Source organism: Aquimarina pacifica (genome assembly GCF_000520955.1).
Lineage (GTDB): Bacteria > Bacteroidota > Bacteroidia > Flavobacteriales > Flavobacteriaceae > Aquimarina > Aquimarina pacifica.
Window position 1 is genome coordinate 110,607 of the sequence record NZ_JACC01000008.1, and the last position, 24,196, is coordinate 134,802.

Here is a 24,196-nt window from a genome sequence, read left to right on the forward strand (position 1 = left end):
TATTTCTAGCCTTTTATAGTAACTTAGTTACAAGTTTTTTAACCAATGCTTAAATAAAAAATAAAAAATTATGGCGATTACCAAACAATATTTAAAATCTAAACCCATTTGTAAAGTTACCTTCATAGTTCCTGCAAAAGAAGCCAACACTGTAAGTGTAGCAGGAGAATTTAATGAGTGGAATACTGAAGCTACTGTACTTAAAAAATTAAAAAACGGCAATTTCAAGGGAACCATAAATCTTCCCAAAGACAACAATTTTGAGTTTAAATATGTCGTAGATGGTCAATGGACTAACGAAGCCGAAGCTGATGGATATCAGTGGAGCGATTTTGCTTCTACCGACAATAGCTTGTTAGTATTGTAATAGAATAATTTAGGTTTTTTAATACTTTTATAACAATAGTGTTTAGAACTTTATTATAGCTGTGTACTAATCAGTATCAATTAGTACATCATATTCTTTTGTGTGCTGTTTTTTCTAAATACTATTCTTAAAATCCTTTTATATTTCTACAAAACTATTTTCTTAAATCATTATATCAATTCGTACAAAAATGATAAGGCATCAAAAAATTGATCCATAGTCATTCGTATTCATATATTGTTTTATAAATAATAATTAGGTAAAGTTAGCATCCTGTCGCCTCCCCCAAGGAAAAGGGATGCCAACCTTTTTATAGTTATCTGATTAGGCCAATAAAAGCTACGCAACCATCATTTATAAGTACCATACTCACCTTATGGTTAGAAAAATAAATACAGTCAGAAACTACCATATCCCCACAATAATTAATTAGACCAAACATATCATAAAACAATACTTATTAACTCAATTACTCTGGTTTTCTAATTGTACACATTACATAATATTTATGTCAAAAAATATTACGAAGTTTTGAAAAATCATTCATATCTACTACATTTCTAACTGCATACTACCTATCTAATTTTAAGTGGTTTGCTTTTTTAGTAAAAAAAACAAAAAAATGTCCCCCTTTCTGATTTGATAAACGTCTTAGTAGTATAAACAATTTAAAACTTAATTATTATGAAAGAATTTATGATGCTTTTTGTCGGTGCAGATTACACCGATATAGGACTTTCTCCTGAAGAACTTCAAAATCGAATGGGAAAATGGTTTGCATGGAATGATAAAATGCAAAAAGAAGGAATTCATCGTGGAGGAAATGCACTTACACCAAACATCCGTCGAATTGTGGGAAAAAATCGAACCGTTACAGACATTACCTCAGCAGAAGTCAAAGAACTGATAGGAGGTTATTATTTAGTAAAAGCCAAAGATTTTGATGAGGTACAAGAAATTGCACAAGATTTTCCTGACTATGATCTTGGAGGAACGGTAGAAATTCGTGAAATAATGGTTTTTGACCAATAATGGAGTCCAAATATATTGACCATCTTTTTAGACATCATAGCGGAAAGATGGTCTCTATTTTAACCCGTATTTTTGGTCTAGAACATCTAGAAACTATTGAAGATGCAGTACAAGACACCTTTGTCAAAGCTAGTGTATCCTGGAGGCATGAACGACCTCAACATCCAGAGGCATGGTTAATCCAAGCGGCTAAAAATAGAATGCTTGATATTTTTAGGAAGTTAAAAACAGAGAAAAATTATCTTCCTAATATACAATCAGGAACAGATTTTATTGCAATTAATGAACTTTTTCTCGATACCGAAATCGAGGATTCTCAACTAAGGATGATTTTTACTGCTTGTCACCCGAATCTAGATCCTAGAGACCGCATTTCATTTGCCCTAAAAACGGTGTCTGGATTTAGTATCAAAGAAATAGCATCTGCATTGTTAACCAAAGAAGAAACGATAAAAAAACGTCTCTCCCGTGCCCGTAAAAGTATTCAGCAATGCCAGCTTAAGTTTACTATTCCCCAAGGCAAAGAGCTGCCTCAACGATTAGAAAGTGTTATGGAGGTCTTGTATCTAATTTTTAATGAAGGATTCCATTCTAATCAAAAAGAAAAATTAATACGAAAAGAATTGTGTGGTGAGGCCATGCGCCTATGTAAAATGCTGCTCAAAAATAAACTAACACGCACCTCAACAAGTTATGCTTTGTTTGCACTAATGTGTTTTCATGCCGCTCGACTAAATGCTAAAACTAGTACAGAAAATAAAATTCTGGATCTTAAGCATCAAGATAGAAGTCAATGGCATTTTCCGTTAATTGAACTAGGAAATTCTATTATGAGTAAAGCAGTAGATAACGCCGAGTTTTCATGCTACCATTATGAAGCAGCGATAGCCTTCGAACATCTAAAAGCTAAACATTTTGATGACACAAATTGGAATGCACTATTACATTGGTATCAATGTCTTAATAAGCTTCAACCAATGCCAACTCATATATTAACAATGGCAGTTATATGTATTCAAAATAAAGAACTTTCAAAAGCCAAGGGCTATTTTGATCAACTCATGCCCAAAGACTTTGGACAACGCGTTTATCTTTATTACGGAGCACTTTCTGATTACTATAGTGCCATCAAAAACTTCAACAAAGCAATAGCATATCTTAATGATGCCATTGATCATGTAAACAATGTCCTTGAAAAAGAGTATTTACAAAAAAAGAAAAGAACATTGCTTCAAAATAATAGTTGATTATTTATTCAAAACAAATAATATAGGTAATCATTTCTTGTTATTCTATAGAAACAATCCATGTATGAGCAACCATTTAGTGATAGACACATCAATATAAAAATGCTTAAAACAAATCGTGATGCCAAAAATATATTCAATCTTACTAATAATACCTTCCTTTTTTATCATTGCCTCTTGCTCAAATAATGATGATCAAGATTCTGAGTATTCAGTTACCGGGACCTTCGTACATCAAATTCCTGATTGTGATAACAGCTCAAACTTCGAAATAAACTGTAGCGAATTTGTTGAGTTTGTAAACTCCTCCGAAGTCAATGCCTTAATAGGTGGTAGTGACATTATTTATGTAACAACATATACTATAAATAAAAATAGTATTGAACTAAGTAAAGAGGATGGGTTAAACTTTGATATTTCATTTACAATACAAGATAATTCAACACTAATTCGCAAAGAAGACGATACTGTCTGGTTAAAAAAAGATTAAAGTTAAATTACCTGTCATTTTATAAATTATATTTAGAATTTTATAAATTATGCCTGCAAACATCCCATAGTATTAATCCCGAAAATGAATTTTCTTATACCCTACAGAATAACTGTTATCCTTATTCTTTTAATCACTGTACTTTTTTCTTGTACTTCTGATGATGCAAAAGAAGACCTTCAAATAGCATCTGACATATACAAATTACCCATAGTTATTCATATTATTCATTTAGGAGAACCCATTGGTGAAGGAAACAATTTAGCTCAAAATAGAATCATGTCTCAGGTGCAAATTCTAAATAATGATTTCAGAAAAAAAGAAGGAACCTCTGGTTATAATACACACATATTAGGGGCAGACACAAAAATAGAATTTATTCTTGCAGAAATCACACCTGAAGGAAACCCTACAAATGGCATACATAGAATTAATGCATCTGATATCGAGATTGATTCAGACAATGCAGAGTTACCTTTCGACTGGCTTACCCAATATAGTTACTGGAACCCTGACAACTACATCAATATTTGGGTGCTGCCCGTAGCTCCCCAAAATCTTTTTCTAGGCAGTTCAACTTTCCCTACTACGGATTTACCAGGACTCGAAAATGAACTACAAACAAAAGGGGATGGTATTCTCATTAACACCCCACATTTTGGTGAATCAAATATCTCTGGAAATGCAAATCTAGGCAGAACATTGACTCATGAAATGGGTCATTTTTTCGGATTAGAACACTTATGGGGCAAAAGAGAAAATACTACATGTGGTGAATATGATGATTATTGTGATGACACTCCTCCTGTAACGAAACGTTCAAAAGATTGTGTAGAAAACATATTCGCCTGCAATGAAGAAATAGCGCTAATTAATAATTATATGGACTATACTGCGGATTCCTGCATGAATATGTTTACCAATGATCAAGTTACCCGCATGCGATATGTATTAGAAAATGCTGATCGTAGAAAATCTCTTATAATTTCGTCTGCTATATCAAGATAAAATACGAAATTTGAATACATGACTAATTTTTAACAAAAAAAAAAGAACATATGAAATTAGGTGCGTTTTCAGTTAGTCTCAGTGTCAAAGACATTAAGGCATCCAAACAATTTTATGAAAAACTAGGTTTTGCAGTTTTTGCAGGTGATCTTGAAAAAAAATACCTGATCATGAAAAATGAAAATACTTTAATAGGTCTATTCGAAGGAATGTTTGAAAACAACCTCTTAACCTTTAATCCTGGATGGGACCAAAATGCTAATAATATTACTCATTTTGATGATATAAGAGAAATCCAAAAGCACCTAAAAAAGAACAATATAAGTATAGAAAACGAAGCTGATGAGAACACAACAGGACCAGCGAGTTTGGTAGTAATGGATCCCGACGGAAATGCTATTCTAATTGATCAACATGTCTAGTTAAAACCATACGAAAACAGCATCTTCCCCAAAAATTAAAACAGCTATACTCGTAACAATTTACAATCAAACCTATAATTATAGTACTATTTTTTAATTAGTTTTCTGTATTACATAATTTTTATACTCCTTATTTTCATCAGCAAAAGAACAAATAACTTCTAATCCTGATTCTTTTGTCAACCAAGTTACAATATCATCATCATATTTCTGTGATATCTCAGTATGTATACTTTCCCAAGCCTCAAAATGCACCTCTAGGGATAACAAATCAATATCTACTATTTGTTTTTCTGTACTCACCAAATAACTCTTTGCGGTTCCATTTTCGGGATCATAGGCCTCCCAATGTATAAATTTATCAAGATTAAAGTTGGCACTAAGTTCTCTGTTAATTCGGGTCAGAACATTTTTATTGAAAGCAGCAGTTATACCTGATTTGTCATTATATGCATCTAAAATTTTCTGAGGATCTTTTTTTTGATCAAAACCTATAAAAACGAGATCATCTGCATTCATTATATTATTCAATTCTTTCAAAAATTGAATAGCCTTAGGGTGCAATAAGTTTCCAATATTAGACCCTAATACCATAACAACTTTTTTGCGTTCACTAATATGTTTTAGTCGATCCAAAATTTCGAAATACTCACCTATATGTCCTTCTACATGAACAGTGGGCATTTCGACACTTAAGTTCTCTACCAAATTATTAATTGCATTTTTACTAATATCAATCGGCATATAGCTAAAATCATAATTCCTATTTTCTAACTCTTGCAATAGCACTTTTGTTTTTTTTCCATCTCCGGCTCCCAATTCAATAAGATCAAACCCTTCTTCAGAAGAACCAAAACTACTTATAATACCAGATGCGTGTTTTGTAAAAATTTCAAATTCGGCATTGGTTAGATAATACTCTGGTAATGCCATAATCTTTTGAAAAAGAGCATCACCTGTCTTATCATAAAAAAACTTTGAAGATATATATTTAGGAAAAGCTGTTAATCCCTCGCATACTTCTTTTTCAAAATTAGAAATACCAACTTTTTGATTTTTAGAATTCATCTTACGTATTAAATTAATTTTCTTTTACCAATCGTATTCCTGTAAATTGCCACCTCAACTCAGGATGAAAAAAATTACGATAGGTAGGTCTGGTATGGTTTGCAGCTGTGGCAACAGACCCACCTCTCAATACTTTTTGATTGACCATAAACTTGCCGTTGTATTCTCCTAAAGCTCCAATAGCTTTCTTATAATTAGGATATGGTGCATATGCACTTTCTGTCCATTCCCATCGTGTTCCCCAATCAAAAAATGATTGCGCTACCTCCCATTCAAATTCTGTTGGTAAACGCTCTCCTTTCCATTGTGCAAAAGCAAATGCTTCGTAATAAGAAATATGGTTTACCTGAGCACTAGTATCAAGAGGTTTCAAACCTTGAAATGTGTATTGCCAAAATTGTTCATCTACTTTATGCCAATACAATGGGGCCTCTACACCGTTATTAAGTATCCAATCCCATGCTTCGGCATGCCAAAACATACTATTTTTGTAACCTCCATCTTCAATAAACTCAAGATATTCTTTATTTGTTACTAGCTTGTTACTAATTGAGTATTCCTGAAGAAACACATCGTGAGCCCCCAATTCGTTATCATAACAAAACTGATTACCGATATAGCCTACGCTATATAGTCCTTTTTTTATTTTAGTATATCCAGAAATCTTGCTTTGTACAAAATTCTCAGTAAAGGTGTCATTATATTTGGGAAATAAAGGATTTGTTCCAAGAATAAATTTAATATCCGTAAGTAATAATTCCTGATGTTGTTTTTCGTGATGAATCCCTATAAGAACTAGTTTTATAATATCCGTATCCAAATCCTCTTCGAGAAACGTTTTCATACATGAAGTAATATGATCTCTGTATTCATAAACTTCTTGAACAGTAGGTCTAGATAGGTTCCCGCGATTTGTTCGCATCACTCTTTTCCCTATGCTTTCATAGTAGCTGTTAAAAACGAATGCATACTCTGGGTGAAAACGTTTATATCCTTTAACATATTTGGACAAAATAAACTCTTCGAAAAACCAGGTAGTATGTCCCATATGCCACTTGGGTGGAGATACATAGACTATTGGCTGTATTACATAGTCTTCTATTTGCAATGGGGCACATATTTCTTCAGTATCAGACCTAGTACGTAAGAAGGATGCCAATAAGGTATTTGTAGTGATCATAAAAAAAGTGTATTCGTTTTACGAATACACTCAAATTTAGGCATTTTTATTTTTCTTAATCCTAACAATAGAATTAATCCAATGTTAAATTTATTGATTACACTTATTTTGGTTTTATAAATGTTATGGGAGCTGCATATGCAATAGCTATAGGCTTGGTACCCCACAATGCAGGTTTCATTCTAGGGATAGCTCTGATAATTCTAATTGCTTCTCTTTGCAAATATCTATGTCCTCCTTTGACGTCTATAACTTCTACTTTACCCTTTTTATTAATTATAAACTCTACGGTTACCGTGCCACTTAAGGATTCACTTAGAGCTATTTCTGGATACTGGAAATTTTGAATAATGTGCGTCATCAATTTTTGATTAAAGCAATCAATTGGTGTTTGCCTGGATCGATCGCACTTAGGCCAAATCGGGCTAATTCCTTTTTCAGTTGCACTTTCTGAAGATAAAACTATAGATTCTTGAGAGAATAAAACTGACGAAAATGACAGCATAGTGAAAAGTAATAATTTTTTCATAGGTTGTGTTACGTGTAAGTTTGTGTAAAATTTGAGGGGTTTATTAAATTGCCACGGCACCTTTAATATGGGGGTGCGGATCATAATCCTGCAGAGTAAAATCGTCAAAAGTAAATTCCAGTATATCTTTTACTTCTGGATTAATGATCATTTTGGGTAATTTTCGAGGTGTTCTTGACAATTGTAATTCTAATTGTTCTAAATGATTATTGTAGATATGTGCATCTCCAAATGTATGAATAAATTCTCCAGCTTCATATCCACAAACCTGTGCAATCATCATAGTAAACAACGCATACGAAGCTATATTAAAAGGTACTCCAAGAAAAATATCTGCACTTCGCTGATATAACTGACAGGATAACTTACCATTAGCTACATAAAATTGAAAAAATGCGTGACAAGGAGGTAATGCCGCTTTGCCATTTGCTACATTTTCAGAAAAAGACCTTGATGTATCTGGTAGTACACTTGGGTTCCATGCAGAGACGATCATACGTCGACTATCAGGGTTGTTTTTAAGTGTATCTATTACTTCTTTAATTTGATCAATTTCATCACTATTCCAGTTACGCCATTGATGGCCATAAACAGGTCCTAGATCACCATTTTCATCTGCCCATTCATTCCATATACGTACTCCGTTTTGTTTGAGGTACTCTATATTAGTATCACCTTTAAGAAACCACAAGAGTTCGTAAATGATAGATTTAAGGTGTAACTTTTTGGTTGTAACCATCGGAAAACCTTCGCTAAGATCAAACCTCATTTGATATCCAAAAACACTTTTTGTTCCCGTACCGGTTCGATCTTCTTTTGCGTTCCCCGTTTCTAATACGTGGCGCACAAGATCAAGATATTGTTTCATATTCCCTGACTGCTATTACTTTGAGTTTGTTAACATTGTATCAATTTCACCTCAAATATACAAAAAATAGGGTTCAAGATATGATTCAACTATTAGATTATTAAATACTTATAAACCGTAATGCAAAAATACGTTTTCGACAACAAAAGAGTCCAAAAATTATCCAATAATCATACCAGCGATTGTTGCAGAAAGTAATGAAGCTATGGTCCCTCCCAGAAGTGCTCTCATTCCGAATTCTGACAATACTCTTCTCTGGCCAGGTGCCAAGGAACCAATCCCTCCAATCTGTATCCCTATAGAAGCAAAATTAGCAAACCCACATAGCATATAGGTAGCCATAATAACTGATTTGTTATATGTAAAATGCATTGTATTCGCTGTGTTTTTTAAATCTGCCAATTGTATATACCCTACAAATTCACTTGCTGCCAACTTAATACCTAGCAGTTGCCCCATTAACATCATATCTTCTTTTGCAACCCCTATCAACCACATTAGAGGAGCAAAGATTGTCCCTAAAATAGACTCTAATGAGAACTTGTTATACGGTGTGTAATTCGCTATAAAAGAATTAAAAGTAGTGACATCGCCTAACCACCCCAAAATACCATTAAGCATTGCTATCAAAGCTACAAATACTAATAACATAGCTCCGACATTAGCAGCCAATTTCAGTCCTTCTGTTGTACCGTTAGAAATGGCATCTAAAACATTAGAACCTATCTTATCCTGCGTAACTTCAATTGTACTATCTATTTTTTCAGTCTGTGGAAACAATATTTTAGAAACTACAATTGCACCCGGAGCTGCCATTACAGATGCTGCTAAAAGATGCCTTGCAAACTCTAAACGCAACTGTTCGTCATTACCACCTAAAAAACCAATATATGCTGCTAGAACACCACCTGCTACGGTCGCCATTCCTCCTACCATAACTAATAACATTTCAGAACGTGTCATACGCTCTAGGTATGCCTTGATCATTAATGGTGCTTCTGTTTGCCCTAGAAAAATATTACCTGCAACACTTAAACTTTCTGCCCCAGAAATACCCATTAACTTGGTAAGAATCCAAGCCATCCCTTTTACTATCACTTGTATAATTCCAAAGTAAAATAGAATAGACGTCAGTGCCGAAAAGAAAATAATTGTAGGTAACACCTGAAACAAAAATATAAAACCATAGCTATCGACATCCATCATACCACCCAAAAGAAATTCACTACCAGCTTGAGTATACAATAATATTTCATTAAATATTTTTCCTATAAAATTAAAAACCGCCTGTATAAATTTCACTTTCAAAACACCAAAAGCCAATAGTAATTGACCAAGAAGGCCAATTCCGACTGTTTTCCAGTTAATCGCTTTTCTATTACTACTGCATAAAAACGCTATAATAAGGAGCACAAACATCCCTAGAACTCCTCTCCACAAACTATTAAATGAAAACCCTTGATTAGGAACTAAGGTAGATTCGCTAATTTCTGTGACTTGAACGGGTAATTTTTTTTCTGAAATAAATGTATATGTAACTCCTATTTTAGATAAAACTAATGTGGAGTCCGTTATAGAACGCACCTTATATTTTATAATAGAATCTTCTGTTGCTTCAGGAAATACCAAAACAAGGTTGTTTTGCTGAATATAGTCACCTTTTAATGTTTCTATACCTTTAGAAATATAAGAAAATTCGCCTTTGTCAAATACAAAGTAATCTTGTTTTTTTACTTCGGAAGAAGATACTTTAGAAGCATCATTAATTTTTTCTAAAATCCATTTATTTTCTATCGACTGTGAGGATACCGCTACAAAAACAAAGAATAAAAATATAGAGGTAAGAATTTTTTTACTCATAAAAATCAAATCATTTATACTGCCTTTTCAGACACTTGAAGCGAATCGTATTAGCCTCTTTTAGAAATTTCATCTCTTATTCTTGCAGCTAATTCATAATCTTCACTAGACACAGCCTGCCCCAGCATTGTGTTAAGCTCATCTAATGAAAGATCTTTATAACTCGTTTCTTTTGTGGTACCTTGAAGCTCGTCAGACACAAGCAACTCATCAACTAATGGATCATCTGAAGCATTTTCATCTTCTTTTTTAGGATTAACTTTTAAGTATATTCCTGCCTGATCTAAAATATTCTTATATGTAAAAATAGGTGCCTGAAAACGCAATGCCAAAGCTATAGCATCACTTGTTCGTGCATCTATTATTTCTTCTATTTTATCACGTTCACAGATAACGCTAGAGTAAAACACTCCATCCACCAGTTTATGAATAATAACCTGCTTTACTATTATATCAAACCGATCTGCAAAATTTTTAAACAGATCATGAGTAAGAGGTCTAGGAGGTTTAATCTCCTTTTCTAGAGCAATAGCTATAGATTGGGCTTCAAAAGCCCCTATAACAATTGGCAGTTTTCTTTCTCCATCTACCTCACTCAAAATCAATGCATATGCACCATTTTGGGTTTGACTGTATGATATACCTTTTATGTTAAGGCGAACTAAACTCATATTTCTCTCAATAAAAAAAAGGCCTGTTTGAACAAGTGGACTTTTTCCGAAGTTCAAACAGCCCTTAATTGGGTACAATTTATAAAAATTATGCGTTATTCGACTTAAATTCTTTTAATTTTTCAATAAGTTTTGGCACTACATCAAAAGCATCACCTACGATGCCATAATCTGCAGCCTTGAAGAATGGGGCTTCTGGATCATTATTAATAACTACTTTTACTTTACTTGCATTAATCCCAGCCAAATGCTGAATCGCACCTGAAACGCCAATTGCAATATACAAATTAGAAGCAACAGGCTTTCCTGTTTGCCCTACATGTTCTCCATGAGGTCTCCATCCCATATCACTTACAGGCTTAGAACAGGCAGTAGCAGCACCAAGAACATCGGCAAGTTCTTCTATCATACCCCAATGCTCAGGTCCTTTAAGACCACGACCTCCTGAAACAACAATTTCGGCATCTGCAATAGACACCTTATCAGAAGCTCTATCTACGGCAGTTATCTGGGTAGAAAAATCATCTTGAGATAATACTGGCTCGAATACCTCTGCAGCTGCATCTCCAGAATTTTCTTTAAGTCCAAAAGCATTATTAGACAACCCAATTACTTTGACATCTGTAGACATTTCTGTCATACTAAATGCCTTATTGGTAAAAGCTGTACGTTTTACAACAAAAGGAGAAGCACTCTCAGGAAGAGCAACTACATTTGAGGCGTAACCCGCATCAAGGTGAACTGCCAATAAAGGTGCTAAAAATTTACTATCTGCCGTTGAGCTCACAACAACAACTTTGGCACCTTCCTTTTGTGCAGCTTGTTTGAGTATATCAGCATATGCCTTGGCATTAAAATTGGTTAAATCATCATTCTTAACTTCAAGCACTTTATCTACTCCATAAGTCCCTAACTCGCTACTATCACCCCCATTAATACTTACTGCAGTTACTGCAACACCTAACATAGCAGCCACTTCTTTTGCATAAGATGCCGCTTCAAAAGCCGATTTTTTAAATTTTCCGCTATCGCTCTCCGTATATACTAATACTGACATAATATATTATATTTTAAAATTTAGTCCTGATTATAGTTCAGGAACATATTTGATTATTTTGAAATGTTTTTAAAAGGTTTTGAAACCAATACTCTTTGGCTCAAACAAAATATCTAAATCACCTTTGCCTCATTATGCAATAATGAAACTAATTGATCAACATTTTCTGCATCTACAAGGGTAACAGCTCCTTTTGGCTCCGGTTTTTGAAACTTAACAGACTTCGTTTCTTGTCCTGCATCAATAGGTTCTACAACGGTAAGTGGCTTTTTACGAGCCATCATAATACCTCTCATATTAGGTATGCGCAAATCACTCTCTTCTACCAATCCTTTTTGACCTCCTACAATCAAGGGTAATTTAGCGGTTGATGTTTCTTTTCCTCCATCTATTTCACGAACTGCAGTAGCCAAATCTCCGTCTACCTCAAGACCGATACAGGTATTAACAAAATTAGCACCTGTAAGTCCAGCAATCATACCAGGGACCATACCACCATTATAATCAATGGATTCTCTCCCGGCTATAACTAGATCATATCCCCCATCCTGAATAACATGTGCCAATTGTTTTGCTACATAAAAACCATCTGTGGCCTCTGTATTTACTCGAATTGCACTATCTGCACCAATTGCCAAAGCTTTTCGTAAAGTAGGTTCAGTTTCTGGCCCGCCAACATTAACAACATCAACTGACGCACCTTGTTTTTCTTTAAACCACATAGCTCTGGTTAATCCAAACTCATCATTAGGGTTAATTACAAACTGTACCCCATTTGTATCGAACTTAGTATCACCATCCGTAAAATTAATTTTGGAAGTTGTGTCCGGTACATGGCTAATACAAACTAATATCTTCATTTTATATAGGTGTTTTTTGAGAATTTAACAATAATAGCGAAGGTACAAATAAAAACTCGAATTTACTATGCATGCATAATAAATTTTTCGATATTCGATCACCTACAAAAGGTATTAATTATTACTTTTGGCATTCTTATAGCAAAAATAATTTTTTACAGATGAAAACGATACAGTTTAGAGAAGCAATTTGCGAAGCAATGAGTGAAGAGATGCGCCAAGATGAATCCATATACTTAATGGGTGAAGAGGTAGCAGAATATAATGGGGCATACAAAGCGAGTAAAGGTATGTTAGATGAGTTTGGCCCTGACAGAGTCATTGACACGCCGATTTCTGAATTAGGTTTTTCTGGTATTGCTATAGGAAGTGCTATGCTTGGTAATCGTCCTATTGTTGAGTATATGACGTTTAACTTCTCTTTAGTAGGTATTGATCAAATTATCAATAATGCCGCAAAAATGCGCCAAATGAGTGGTGGACAATTTAACATACCTATTGTATTTAGAGGTCCTACTGCTTCTGCAGGTCAATTAGGAGCAACGCATTCTCAAGCTTTTGAAAACTGGTTTGCCAATACTCCGGGACTTAAAGTTGTTATCCCTTCTAATCCTAAAGATGCAAAAGGGCTATTAAAATCTGCTATCCGTGACAATGATCCTGTAATCTTCATGGAGAGTGAACAAATGTATGGTGATAAAGGAGAAGTACCTGAAGGAGAATACACAATACCATTAGGCGTTGCTGAAACAAAAAGAGAAGGTACAGACGTAACTATAGTTTCTTTTGGTAAAATCATCAAAGAAGCATACAAAGCAGCCGATGAGTTGGCCAAAGATAATATTTCATGCGAAATAATTGATTTGAGAACTGTTAGACCATTAGATCTTGATGCTATTTTTACTTCTGTTAAAAAAACAAATCGATTAGTAATTCTGGAAGAAGCTTGGCCACTTGCCAATATTGCTTCAGAAATCACATATCAAGTGCAATCAAACATATTTGATTATTTGGATGCACCGATCTTAAAAATCAATACAGCTGACACACCAACACCATATTCTCCTGTTTTATTAGAACAATGGTTACCAAATAGTAATGATGTTGTACATGCGGTAAAAAAAGTTATGTATAAATAAAATGAAGCCTATATTTTTGCGTTTCATCATTCTTTAGAAGTCACATCAAACCATAAAAATGGCCTGAAATTTGATGTGGATAATAAATTTTTCACAAGTATTAATGTTAATAGCTTTAGATGAAACGTTTGATTTTAGGATTCCTTTTTACTGTAGTTTCTTTTTCATGTGTTCATGCACAAACTAAAGTTGGAGGTCAGGTTTTTGATAACTACAAACAGCCTATTCCATTTGCTAATATTGTATTTGTTAATTCTACGGTAGGAACAATTACGGATGAGGATGGTAGATTCTATATGGAGTCTGATGACAACCACTCTGAAATTAAAATTTCCTTTGTAGGTTTTGAGACAAAAACAATAACACTTCAAAAAAGTGTTAACTATAAAATGGAAATCATACTTGAAGAAGAAGCTGCTGCCCTTGATGAAGTTGTAATTTTTAAAGGAAAAACCGCTAAAAAAAACAACCCCGCTGTAGAAATCCTAAAAAAAATCTGGAAGAATCGCCGTGAAAATGGGGTGAAAAAATTTAAGCAATACACCTATGATAAATACGAAAAATTAGAGTTTGACCTTAACACAATCGACAGCACTCTTATAAATAGTCGTATTTTTAATGGTATGGAGTTTATTTTTGATGATGTAGATACCTCAAGAATTACCGGAAAAACGTATTTACCCATTTTTCTTAATGAAGCACTTTCTAAGGTATATGGAGACAATATTCTTGCCGAACATAAAGAAGTTTTAACGGGTAACAAAAACGCAGGTTTTAGTGACAACCAAACATTGATTGCCTTTGTTAAAGACTTATATTCTGATTATGATGTTTATGAAAACTATCTTAAATTCTTCGACAAGAGCTTTACTAGTCCTTTATCAAGAACTGGAGTAAGTGTATACAATTATGTACTCTCAGATAGTGCATATGTTGATAATAAATGGTGCTATAATATCATATACTATCCCAGAAGAAAAAATGAGCTTACGTTTAAAGGAGATTTTTGGGTAAATGACACAACATGGGCTCTCAAAGAGATTAATCTTGAGGTAACCAAAAGCGCAAATATCAATTGGGTTAAAGACCTTTATATAGAACAAGAGTTTGATGTTCTTAATGACTCTATTTTTCTTATAACCAAAGATTACTTTCAATCTGACTTTGCCTTTAGCAAAAAGGAAAAATCCAGAGGTGTATATGGCAAGAGAACTACGCTATATGATAATTATAAGTTCGACATAAAAAAGGACAAAAAATTCTATCAAAATCAAGTAGATCCTTATGATCAAGACATTTTTAACCGAGAAGATTCTTTTTGGTCAAATGCTCGGATGGAAGAACTTAATAAAGATGAACAAAAAGTATACAAACTCCTAGATACGCTTAGAACCGTTAAAGCATTCAAGCGTTTGTATAGTATAGGAACCATACTCGCTTCAGGCTATATAGAATTTAATGGATTTGATTTTGGGCCACTATTCTCTACAGTTGGGTTTAATTCTATCGAAGGATGGAGAATTAGAGCAGGAGGACGTACTTATTTTACCACAAATGACAGATGGCGTATAGAAGGATATGGAGCGTATGGTTTTAGAGACCAGAAATTTAAGTACGGAGTCTCAGGAAAATACCTTGTAGATAGAAAATCTAGGCTTATTGTGGCGGCAGGCCATAGAAATGATGTAGAACAATTAGGTGCCAGCTTAACAAATACTAACGATGTAGAAGGACGAAGTTTGGCCTCATCTTCAATTGTTAGTACTGGCGATAATAATAGGTTGACATCACTTAATCTAACTGCGTTCTCTATGCAAATAGAACCCAAAAAGAATTTTACTTTAGGGATTACGGGATCGCACCGTACTTTAGAACCTGCCGACAGGTCTTTATTTAGTTTAGATTTTATAGACATGGAGACTGGAGAACAAAGATCAAAAATCAAACAAACAGAAATTGCTACCCAACTTACATATACACCCGGTAAAAAAACAACAAGTTATGGAGTTGATAGAACAGTCGTTAATGATGGTGACTTCTCTACATTATTTCTGAATTATAGTCTTGGGGTCAAAGGGTTTGTTGAAAGTGATTTTGATTATCAAAAAATTCAATTTTTCTACCAAAAACCATGGACAATAGGTGGTTTTGGAAAACTTAACAGCTCTCTAGAGCTTGGCAAAACCTTTGGAGATGTACCTTTAGGATTATTAAGTGTAATACCAGGAAATCAAACATATCTATCCATATCCAATACATTTCCATTACTTAATTTCTATGAATTTGTAACAGATACTTATGCATCTTTACAACTTGAACACAATTTTAATGGTCGAATATTCTCAAGAATACCATTATTGCGCAAATTAAATTTAAGAGAGTTAGTTGGTATTCGAGCAGTATGGGGTGAATTATCAGACGAAAACATTGCACTAAGCGCTCCTTCAAATGAAATCCTTATTGCGCCAGATGACGAAGCATATTGGGAATATAGTCTTGGTGTTGGCAATATATTCAAAATCTTTAGAATCGATTTTCATTTTAGAGGTAATTATTTTGACAACCCAGATGCTCGAAAATTTGGAGTTACTGGATCTTTTGGTTTCTATTTTTAATTAATCTACGCACCTTCTTACATAAGTTATTTTCTCGCTTTACAGAAAACTAAAAGCAGCAACTAATAGTTGCACAAATCATTTATGAATTAAGATTATATCAAAACCACTAAAGCGAAAACGTTGTATTTTACGTTAATAATAATTTTTTGCCAAAAAAAATATAAATTTCAGATTTTAATTGTAATCAACCTGTTGTAATTCCTATATTTGGCGACTATTAAAAGTAGATGAAAACTATGAGCTCAACAACCCACGAAAGTTTTGATGTATTGATTGAAATTCCTAAAGGAAGTCGCAATAAATATGAATATGATTTTGAAATAAAGAAAGTACGCTACGACCGTATGATATTCTCATCAATGATGTATCCTGCGGATTATGGATTTATTCCAGAAACTTTGGCATTAGACGGAGATCCTCTTGATGTTTTAGTATTAGTTACTGAACCTACATTTCCTGGTTGTGTAATGGAGGTAAAGCCTATTGGTATTTTTCATATGACAGATGAGAAAGGACCTGATGAAAAAATCATTTGCGTACCTGTTTCTGACCCTATAGCTAGCCAAATTAAGGATATCAATGAGTTAAACCCTCACCTAATTAAAGAAATTGAACATTTTTTTAGAGTATACAAAGATTTAGAAAAAAAGAAAGTCGATGTTGGCGGATGGGGTGATCTTGCAGAAGCTAAAGAAATTATTCAAACCAGCATAAAGCGTTTTGAAGATATAAAAGACAGACCCGAGGGATTATTTAGTATTTACTAACCCCTTTTTTTTAGAATTAAAGATAAATAGGATGTTATATCCTATGTAAATTTATTTATGCCCCTACTATAATGTAATACACTATGGTAGGGCTTTTTATTTTACTCCATTATATAATAAATATCGGATTGATACCTCAGAAAACAATCCAATCCCTTGCCATTTAATATAGTTATATAGAGCCGCAAAATAATCTCTACTTCCAATACATAATCCAAGTTTAGCTGGTACTATTTAGCGCAACCTAAATGTGAATAGTAAACTTAATAATCACCTAATTTTTAGCATTACATACCACAATACCTAAACTGAATTAAGGTAAAAAACTTTACTACAACCCATTTTTTTTTAGTAAAAATACCTATTTTAGTTACTGTATTTGATAAAAATATATTCAATATTCTACCCCAGATGGTTAATAGGTTGATACTTCTAATTAGTTACTGAAGTAAAAAAACTACCCTAATTTTTCATCATATTGTTTCAGATAAATTTTACTTAATATAATCACTCATGTTGCGAAGTATAAAATTTAGAGTTCAACTGATTTTTATTTTGATTAGTGTTCTACCATTAGGAGGGTTTGTAGTATGGGAATATAACCAGTCTATAGAAAGATTAAGTCAACGGAGTTTTGAACAACTAAAAACTGTTCGTCAAATAAAAAAAAGAGAGCTAGAATGGTATTTTTCTAAGATAAATACCGAAACTGGCTTATTTGCTCAAAGCAATTTTGCCGTGAATGCTATGAAAGAATTTAAGGAGGCATTCGCAGAAATGAAAGACCTATCCCTATCTCCCAATTATAAGAAAGACCTGCAAGAATATTATGAAGACCAACAAATACATATCCCTACTCCCAAAAAAGGAAAAGAAACAGAAATTAAAAACTTGATTCCTGACAATACTGTAAGCATACTTTTACAGCATCAATACTTAATGAATACTAAAGCAAATTTTGAACATTTGCATTACTTTGATATCCATAATAAATATCACAAATCATTATCTTCCTTTATAAAAAGATACGACATCTATGACCTTTTCCTAATAGAAGACAAAACAGGTTATATTGTCTATAGTGTAGCCAAAGAAATTGACTACGCAACAAGTCTTTTATCTGGCCCTTTTGCCGATTCTAACATCGGAAAACTATATCGAAAAATAAGGTATACCGGATTAAAGAATGGGACAATGATGTGCGATTTTGAACGCTATTTACCTTCTAATTTTGCCCCTGCAGCATTTATAGCTGCTCCAGTTTTTGATGGAGAATTAAAAATAGGCACTCTCATATTGCAAGTGCCTTTGCATAAAATTAATGAAATTGCCACAGGTACCAAAGCATGGGAAGAAGAAGGTCTTGGTCAATCAGGAGAAACCTATATAGTAGGGAGTGATTACAAAATGAGAACAGATTCTAGGTTCATCATAGAATCCCCAAAAACATACTTTGAATCTATTAAGAAAGCAAAAACCGCCACGCAAGAAGAGATTGCTCTAATGGACTATTATAAAACTAGCGTATTATTTCAAAAAGTAGATACCGAACCAGTAACAAAGGCATTAGCAGGCATCTCTGGCACTATGATTACTCCTGACTACAGAAAAATTGAAGTATTGAGTTCATATACCTCCTTAAAAATTAACGGGATGTCATGGGCTTTTCTTGCCGAAATTGATGCGGCAGAAGTATTTGGTTCTGTAAAACAAGGAGCTCGTAAATCAATTCTAATGTTATCAATTCTTGTTTTTATCGCATTCATAGCCTCGGTTATATTGGCAAGAACTATTTATAAACCCATTCGTTCTTTAGCAAAATTTGCCACAGAGTTAGGTAAGGGTAATTTTGATGCCGAGGTTAAGGTTTCTAATAAAGACGAATTAGGTGTTTTGGCAGAAACTTTTAATGATACGATAAGTAAACTTAAAAAAGGACGCCAAGAAATTGTCACCAAAAACAATTTACTTAATAAACAGAAAGATGAACTCGCAATTAAGTCTCTTAACCTATCAAAGCTGAATGATCAAATTTCGACACTCAATAAATCATTAGACGAAAAAGTAAAAAAAAGAACACTTAAATTACAGGAACAAAACAAACAATTAATCAAATATGCACATTTTAATTCGCATCAATTACGTGGTCCTGTATCTTCTATTTTAGGGCTTTTGGATCTTATCAAATCAGGAGTTAGCGAAGAAGATAAAAACCAGTGCTTAGCATTACTTGACCAATCAACGAAACAGTTAGATCAATTAATTCAGGAAGCTCAAGAATTGTTAAAAGATGTCAAATATCAAGATGATTCTGATATCGAAAAAAAAATATAAAATACGTTTCTATCCAGGAAACGTATTGCCAAGCAAACATTTTCACGCAAAGGTAAAATACCTGATATATAATGGGTGAAAAAGATTTTGTTTCAAGAAAAAAACTGAAATAAAATCAGGAGCATGACACAAATGACAACAAATCTTTAGATATAAGATGGTCAAAAAGACCAATCATTTTGCATTTATAAGAATTTTATTGTCTTAAAATACAAAAATCGTAATATTTTCAAAGTTTATTGCGCTTTTTATATTTATTTGAATTCACTACATTTAACAATTCACTAACTCACAAATAAAAATACACTTAATGAAATCACACATAATCTTTGCGCCAATCGCATTGGCAATTTTGGGCTTACTCTTTATGTTTATTAAAATGGTTTGGGTAAAAAAGCAAGACCCAGGAAGCAGCAAAATGCAAGAAATATCAAAAAGCATTAAAGAAGGCGCATTGGCATTTCTTGCCGCAGAATATAGATTATTAGTAATTTTTGTTGTTATAGCGTCTGCCGCATTATTCGGCATATCATTATACGTTGCTACTACGAGCTGGATGATTGTTCCGGCTTTTATTATGGGTGCTATTTTTTCTGCATTAGCAGGAAATATAGGTATGCGCATTGCTACAGATGCAAATGCTCGAACAGCCGAAGCTGCAAAAACAAGTTTGCCACAAGCACTTAAGGTATCCTTTGGTGGTGGTACTGTAATGGGATTAGGAGTTGCAGGGCTTGCTGTTCTCGGGCTGAGTTTATTCTTTATGTTCTTTACACATCAATTTATGGGTAATCCAGGATCTTTTTATGATAATATGACAATCGTACTAGAAGCTCTTGCTGGATTTTCTTTGGGTGCAGAATCTATTGCCTTATTCGCACGTGTAGGAGGAGGTATTTATACAAAAGCTGCAGATGTAGGAGCTGATCTAGTAGGTAAAGTAGAAGCAGGAATACCCGAAGACGATCCTCGAAATCCCGCTACTATTGCTGATAATGTAGGAGATAATGTAGGAGATGTTGCTGGTATGGGAGCAGATTTATTTGGCTCCTATGTGGCTACAGTACTCGCAGCAATGGTATTAGGAAATTACGTGATCAGAGATATGTCTAGCACAACCATATTTACAGATGACTTTGGTAACATGGGTCCCATACTATTGCCAATTGTTATCGCAGGTGTAGGTATTTTGGCATCAATTATCGGAACATTTTTAGTTGGTATCAAAAGTAATGATGCAAAAGAGGCACAAATACAAAAAGCACTAGATATCGGAAACTGGGCTGCTATTCTCTTAACCCTTATAGCTAGCTATTTTTTGATTGACTGGATGCTACCAAAAACAATGCGCATGAGCTTTTTTGGTGAAGGCATTAAAGAAATTGCTTCAATTAATGTATTCTATGCTACAATTATTGGATTGGCCGTTGGGGCACTTATATCTATGGTAACTGCTCATTATACTAGTCTTGGCAAAAAGCCAGTGCTTAATATCGTACAAAATAGTGCAACAGGAGCCGCTACCAATATTATTGCGGGACTTGCTGTTGGTATGAAATCTACATTTTTATCTGTATTCTTATTTGCTGCTGCCATTTATGGATCGTATGCTCTCGCAGGGTTCTATGGAGTTGCACTCGCAGCTTCTGCTATGATGGCGACCACCGCCATGCAATTAGCGATTGATGCTTTTGGTCCCATTGCCGATAATGCAGGAGGTGTAGCAGAAATGAGTGAATTAGATCCAGAAGTAAGAGAACGAACCGATATTCTCGACTCTGTAGGAAACACAACAGCTGCAGTTGGTAAAGGGTTTGCAATCGCATCTGCTGCTTTGACAGCTTTAGCACTATTTGCAGCATATGTAACCTTTACAGGAATAGATGGAATTAACATTTTCAAAGCAGATGTACTTGCCATGTTATTTATAGGAGGAATGATCCCTGTTGTATTTTCTGCCTTAGCAATGCAATCTGTAGGTAAAGCTGCTATGGAAATGGTGCATGAGGTGCGTCGACAGTTTAAAGAAATTCCTGGAATTATGGAAGGGACTGGCACTCCCGAGTATGCAAAATGTGTAGACATATCAACAAAAGCTGCATTAAAAGAAATGATTCTACCTGGGCTTATTACCATCATTACCCCTATCCTTATTGGACTATTTTTTGGAGCAGAACCCCTAGGAGGATATATGGCTGGTGTTTGCGTATCAGGAGTAATGTGGGCAATTTTTCAAAATAATGCAGGTGGTGCCTGGGACAATGCAAAAAAATCATTCGAAGCTGGTGTAGAAATTAATGGCGAAATGACATATAAAGGTTCTGATTCTCACAAGGCTGCAGTGACAGGTGATACCGTTGGAGATCCTTTTAAAGATACTTCTGGCCCATCGATGAATATTTTAATCAAATTAACATGTTTAGTTGGTCTAGTGATCGCTCCCCTTCTGGGGAATCACTCTGCAGAGACAGCAGTTGCAAACAAGCCTATAGAAATAACTACATCTATCAAACCTACTGAATTAGCTCGAAAAACGGATATTCCTAAAATCACAGAAAATAACCGTAAGGCAACTAACCATGAAACTATTAAATCTACAGAAGCTAATAGACATCAAAAAAACAAAAGGTATTAAAGCCAACAAAAGACTTTCATAAATTAAAATATTAAATAACTACCTTGTACAACCTCGCTTTTTGAGTGAGGTTGTTTATTTTTATACTTTTACAAAGCACACTTCCTAATCTCAGTTACATTCTGAATGTACCAGAAAAGAAAATGAGCTGTTTTTAGTCTATGTGAAGGAAAAAAATTAGCATTGTTATAATTGCCATAACTAGAATTAATTTTTTTCTGAAAAAGAAGTAGAAAAAGAGTGTTTTATTAAGATAAACTCAAAGTATAAATGATATCAATTTTCAGAAAAAAAGCGTTACGCATCAATACATACCTGGGATATGGGACAGATACTCTGTTTAGAGCTACTGGCCGCGCTCTAGAAGATGAAAACATAGACTTTGGAATCAATCAAAATATTTTTAAAACTTTACGTAATATTTATCGCCAGTTCGAAAGTGATGAAGTAAGAAATATCCCCATAAAAGTAACATTACCCAATGGAGAAATAATAGAGACAACAACTGATCAAGAAGGTTATTATCAAGTCGAATTATCAGAAACTGTACTTTCTGATTATACAGACAAAGAAGGCTGGATACCCTATATTGTATCTTATCAAAAAGAAGCTATCAAAAAAAGAATTAGCCATAAAAATGTCTTTCAGAGTAAGATGCTCATCCCTTCTTCCAAAGCCAGTTTTGGTATTATTAGTGATATAGATGATACTATTCTTCATACTGGTGTTGCTTCTTTCTTTAAATGGAAGGTAATAGCGAATACAATTTTTAAAAACTTTGATAAAAGAATAGCTACCGAGGGAACTGTATTTTTCTATAAAAAACTCAACAATACTGAAATAGGCGTACCTTCTAATCCGTTTTTCTATGTCAGCAATAGTCCTTGGAATCTCTATGATTATCTTAGTGCCTTTTTCGAAAAAAATCATTTCCCTCCAGGTCCCATTTTACTAAGAGATTTTAGGACCCCTTTTGACAAAACTCCCAAACCCAAGATGCCACATAAACAATCAGAAATCATTAACCTTTTAGAAATGTATCCAAATCTTAATTACATTCTTATTGGGGATAGTGGAGAAAAAGATGCTGATATTTATACTACTATTGCAGAAGAATATCCTAACCGCATTTTGGCAATATATTTAAGAAATGTGCGTCATCTCAAAAAAGAAAAGCGCATACAAAAGATCATAACTTCTTTTAATGCTTGTCCTATTCTACTTTTCACAACTTCAGAAGAGGCTGTATTACACGCAAAAAAAATGGGGTTTATTAATTAGCTTTTAGTCCTCTTACTTCAGAAGTTAACTCTATCATAGCTTCTTGTATTTGTTTAAGACTTGTAGTATCAGAATTTGCATCAATGTTAAAACTCAGCTTACTATTTATTTCCCAAAGCTCAACAATTTGATGCGTCATAATTGTATAAGGAGCATACTCTGTATTAATCGATATTAATGTCATTTCGGCATTATCTTCACTTTTTCTGATTTTCTTCACAACTACACTATCTTCTAATACTACTACGCAAACTGTATTATTACTTACCTCATTAAGATTGTTCACAGCCTTACCTATAACCCATTCTTTGGGTTCTAACAAAGGTAGCATACTATCACCTTCAACCTGAAAACCACGATACGTTGCGTTTCTATATTCGGGTAGCGGGATGTCAAATGCTGGTAATTGCTGATACCAATCCAAATCCTGAACATGATTAGGATACCCTGCCGCAGCTTTTACATTAACTAAAACAATATTCTCATTGCTTTCTGAATTAATAGTGACTACTTTAGGAGAAACATCATTTTGATACAATCTAATTTTCTTTTGATTGCTTTCTCCAAAAAGCCAAAGAGGATTGATACTGAATTCCTGAAGTAATCGAGCAACGACTTTTCCAGAAATTTTGGTTTTACCCCTTTCTATATCTGCAGTAGAATTTTTGATCTGTAAAATCTTAGCAAAATCAGATTGGGTAAAATGATTTTCCTCACGAATTTCTTTAAAACGCTTAATCGTTTGGCTAGTTGAATTATCCAT

The 24,196-nt window shown here is 33.9% G+C and carries 21 protein-coding genes; 12 read left to right on the forward strand and 9 right to left on the reverse strand.

Annotation, left to right across the window (positions count from 1 at the left end; all coding sequences use genetic code 11):
- Positions 1-70 precede the first annotated feature (70 nt).
- The 6 genes from DZ60_RS0105945 to DZ60_RS0105970 all read left to right on the forward strand — a co-directional run bounded on the left by DZ60_RS0105945 (position 71) and on the right by DZ60_RS0105970 (position 4,566).
- Positions 71-367: an isoamylase early set domain-containing protein gene (locus tag DZ60_RS0105945; RefSeq protein ID WP_025741174.1), complete on the forward strand. Its 297-nt coding sequence runs from the start codon at positions 71-73 to the stop codon at positions 365-367.
- 684 nt (positions 368-1,051) lie between these two features.
- Positions 1,052-1,399 (forward strand): YciI family protein, encoded by a 348-nt coding sequence (locus DZ60_RS0105950; RefSeq protein ID WP_025741175.1) that lies wholly within the window; start codon positions 1,052-1,054, stop codon positions 1,397-1,399.
- The gene (locus DZ60_RS0105955) at positions 1,399-2,646 is read left to right on the forward strand and encodes an RNA polymerase sigma factor (protein WP_025741176.1); all 1,248 of its coding nucleotides are present in this window, start codon (positions 1,399-1,401) and stop codon (positions 2,644-2,646) included. Before DZ60_RS0105950 ends, DZ60_RS0105955 begins: the two co-directional genes overlap by 1 nt.
- Before the next feature lie 121 nt (positions 2,647-2,767).
- Entirely contained in the window at positions 2,768-3,136 is a 369-nt protein-coding gene (locus DZ60_RS0105960; protein ID WP_025741177.1) for a hypothetical protein, read from the forward strand.
- A gap of 84 nt (positions 3,137-3,220) precedes the next feature.
- A complete protein-coding gene (locus DZ60_RS0105965; protein WP_025741178.1) occupies positions 3,221-4,144 on the forward strand; it encodes a M43 family zinc metalloprotease in 924 nt (307 codons plus the stop codon).
- 50 nt (positions 4,145-4,194) lie between these two features.
- The gene (locus DZ60_RS0105970; RefSeq protein WP_025741179.1) at positions 4,195-4,566 is read left to right on the forward strand and encodes a VOC family protein; all 372 of its coding nucleotides are present in this window, start codon (positions 4,195-4,197) and stop codon (positions 4,564-4,566) included.
- A gap of 93 nt (positions 4,567-4,659) precedes the next feature.
- On the opposite strand, the gene DZ60_RS0105975 is transcribed toward DZ60_RS0105970, so the two are convergent.
- The 8 genes from DZ60_RS0105975 to DZ60_RS0106010 form a co-directional block, all read right to left on the reverse strand.
- Positions 4,660-5,634: an L-histidine N(alpha)-methyltransferase gene (locus DZ60_RS0105975; protein ID WP_025741180.1), complete on the reverse strand. Its 975-nt coding sequence runs from the start codon at positions 5,632-5,634 to the stop codon at positions 4,660-4,662.
- Between the two features lie 13 nt (positions 5,635-5,647).
- Positions 5,648-6,814: an ergothioneine biosynthesis protein EgtB gene (gene egtB, locus DZ60_RS0105980; RefSeq protein WP_025741181.1), complete on the reverse strand. Its 1,167-nt coding sequence runs from the start codon at positions 6,812-6,814 to the stop codon at positions 5,648-5,650.
- Positions 6,815-6,917: 103 nt separating this feature from the next.
- Positions 6,918-7,343 carry an energy transducer TonB gene (locus DZ60_RS0105985; protein WP_025741182.1) on the reverse strand — a complete coding sequence of 142 codons (426 nt, stop codon included), beginning with the start codon at positions 7,341-7,343 and terminating at the stop codon, positions 6,918-6,920.
- 43 nt (positions 7,344-7,386) lie between these two features.
- Positions 7,387-8,211, reverse strand: a complete 825-nt coding sequence (locus tag DZ60_RS0105990; protein ID WP_025741183.1) for a thymidylate synthase — start codon at positions 8,209-8,211, stop codon at positions 7,387-7,389.
- 159 nt (positions 8,212-8,370) lie between these two features.
- Positions 8,371-10,071: a NupC/NupG family nucleoside CNT transporter gene (locus DZ60_RS0105995; protein ID WP_025741184.1), complete on the reverse strand. Its 1,701-nt coding sequence runs from the start codon at positions 10,069-10,071 to the stop codon at positions 8,371-8,373.
- A 50-nt stretch (positions 10,072-10,121) separates the two neighbouring features.
- Complete coding sequence (locus DZ60_RS0106000) at positions 10,122-10,742, reverse strand: bifunctional nuclease family protein (RefSeq protein ID WP_025741185.1); 621 nt, start codon at positions 10,740-10,742, stop codon at positions 10,122-10,124.
- 88 nt (positions 10,743-10,830) lie between these two features.
- Positions 10,831-11,799 (reverse strand): electron transfer flavoprotein subunit alpha/FixB family protein, encoded by a 969-nt coding sequence (locus DZ60_RS0106005; RefSeq protein ID WP_025741186.1) that lies wholly within the window; start codon positions 11,797-11,799, stop codon positions 10,831-10,833.
- A 113-nt stretch (positions 11,800-11,912) separates the two neighbouring features.
- Positions 11,913-12,659: an electron transfer flavoprotein subunit beta/FixA family protein gene (locus DZ60_RS0106010; RefSeq protein WP_025741187.1), complete on the reverse strand. Its 747-nt coding sequence runs from the start codon at positions 12,657-12,659 to the stop codon at positions 11,913-11,915.
- A gap of 161 nt (positions 12,660-12,820) precedes the next feature.
- On the opposite strand from DZ60_RS0106010, the gene DZ60_RS0106015 reads away from it, so the two are divergent.
- From DZ60_RS0106015 to DZ60_RS0106040, 6 genes are all read left to right on the forward strand, one after another.
- Complete coding sequence (locus DZ60_RS0106015; RefSeq protein WP_025741188.1) at positions 12,821-13,798, forward strand: pyruvate dehydrogenase complex E1 component subunit beta; 978 nt, start codon at positions 12,821-12,823, stop codon at positions 13,796-13,798.
- Between the two features lie 119 nt (positions 13,799-13,917).
- The gene (locus DZ60_RS0106020; RefSeq protein WP_025741189.1) at positions 13,918-16,413 is read left to right on the forward strand and encodes a DUF5686 and carboxypeptidase-like regulatory domain-containing protein; all 2,496 of its coding nucleotides are present in this window, start codon (positions 13,918-13,920) and stop codon (positions 16,411-16,413) included.
- Between the two features lie 239 nt (positions 16,414-16,652).
- Positions 16,653-17,183, forward strand: a complete 531-nt coding sequence (locus DZ60_RS0106025) for an inorganic diphosphatase (RefSeq protein WP_025741190.1) — start codon at positions 16,653-16,655, stop codon at positions 17,181-17,183.
- 513 nt (positions 17,184-17,696) lie between these two features.
- On the forward strand, positions 17,697-19,517 hold the full coding sequence (locus DZ60_RS0106030; RefSeq protein WP_025741191.1) for a HAMP domain-containing protein: 1,821 nt from the start codon (positions 17,697-17,699) through the stop codon (positions 19,515-19,517).
- A gap of 310 nt (positions 19,518-19,827) precedes the next feature.
- Positions 19,828-22,152, forward strand: a complete 2,325-nt coding sequence (locus DZ60_RS0106035; RefSeq protein WP_025741192.1) for a sodium-translocating pyrophosphatase — start codon at positions 19,828-19,830, stop codon at positions 22,150-22,152.
- 270 nt (positions 22,153-22,422) lie between these two features.
- A complete protein-coding gene (locus DZ60_RS0106040; RefSeq protein WP_034228840.1) occupies positions 22,423-23,433 on the forward strand; it encodes an App1 family protein in 1,011 nt (336 codons plus the stop codon).
- On the opposite strand, the gene DZ60_RS0106045 is transcribed toward DZ60_RS0106040, so the two are convergent.
- On the reverse strand, positions 23,426-24,196 hold the full coding sequence (locus DZ60_RS0106045; protein WP_025741194.1) for an XRE family transcriptional regulator: 771 nt from the start codon (positions 24,194-24,196) through the stop codon (positions 23,426-23,428). The two genes, DZ60_RS0106040 and DZ60_RS0106045, sit on opposite strands and share 8 nt — an antisense overlap.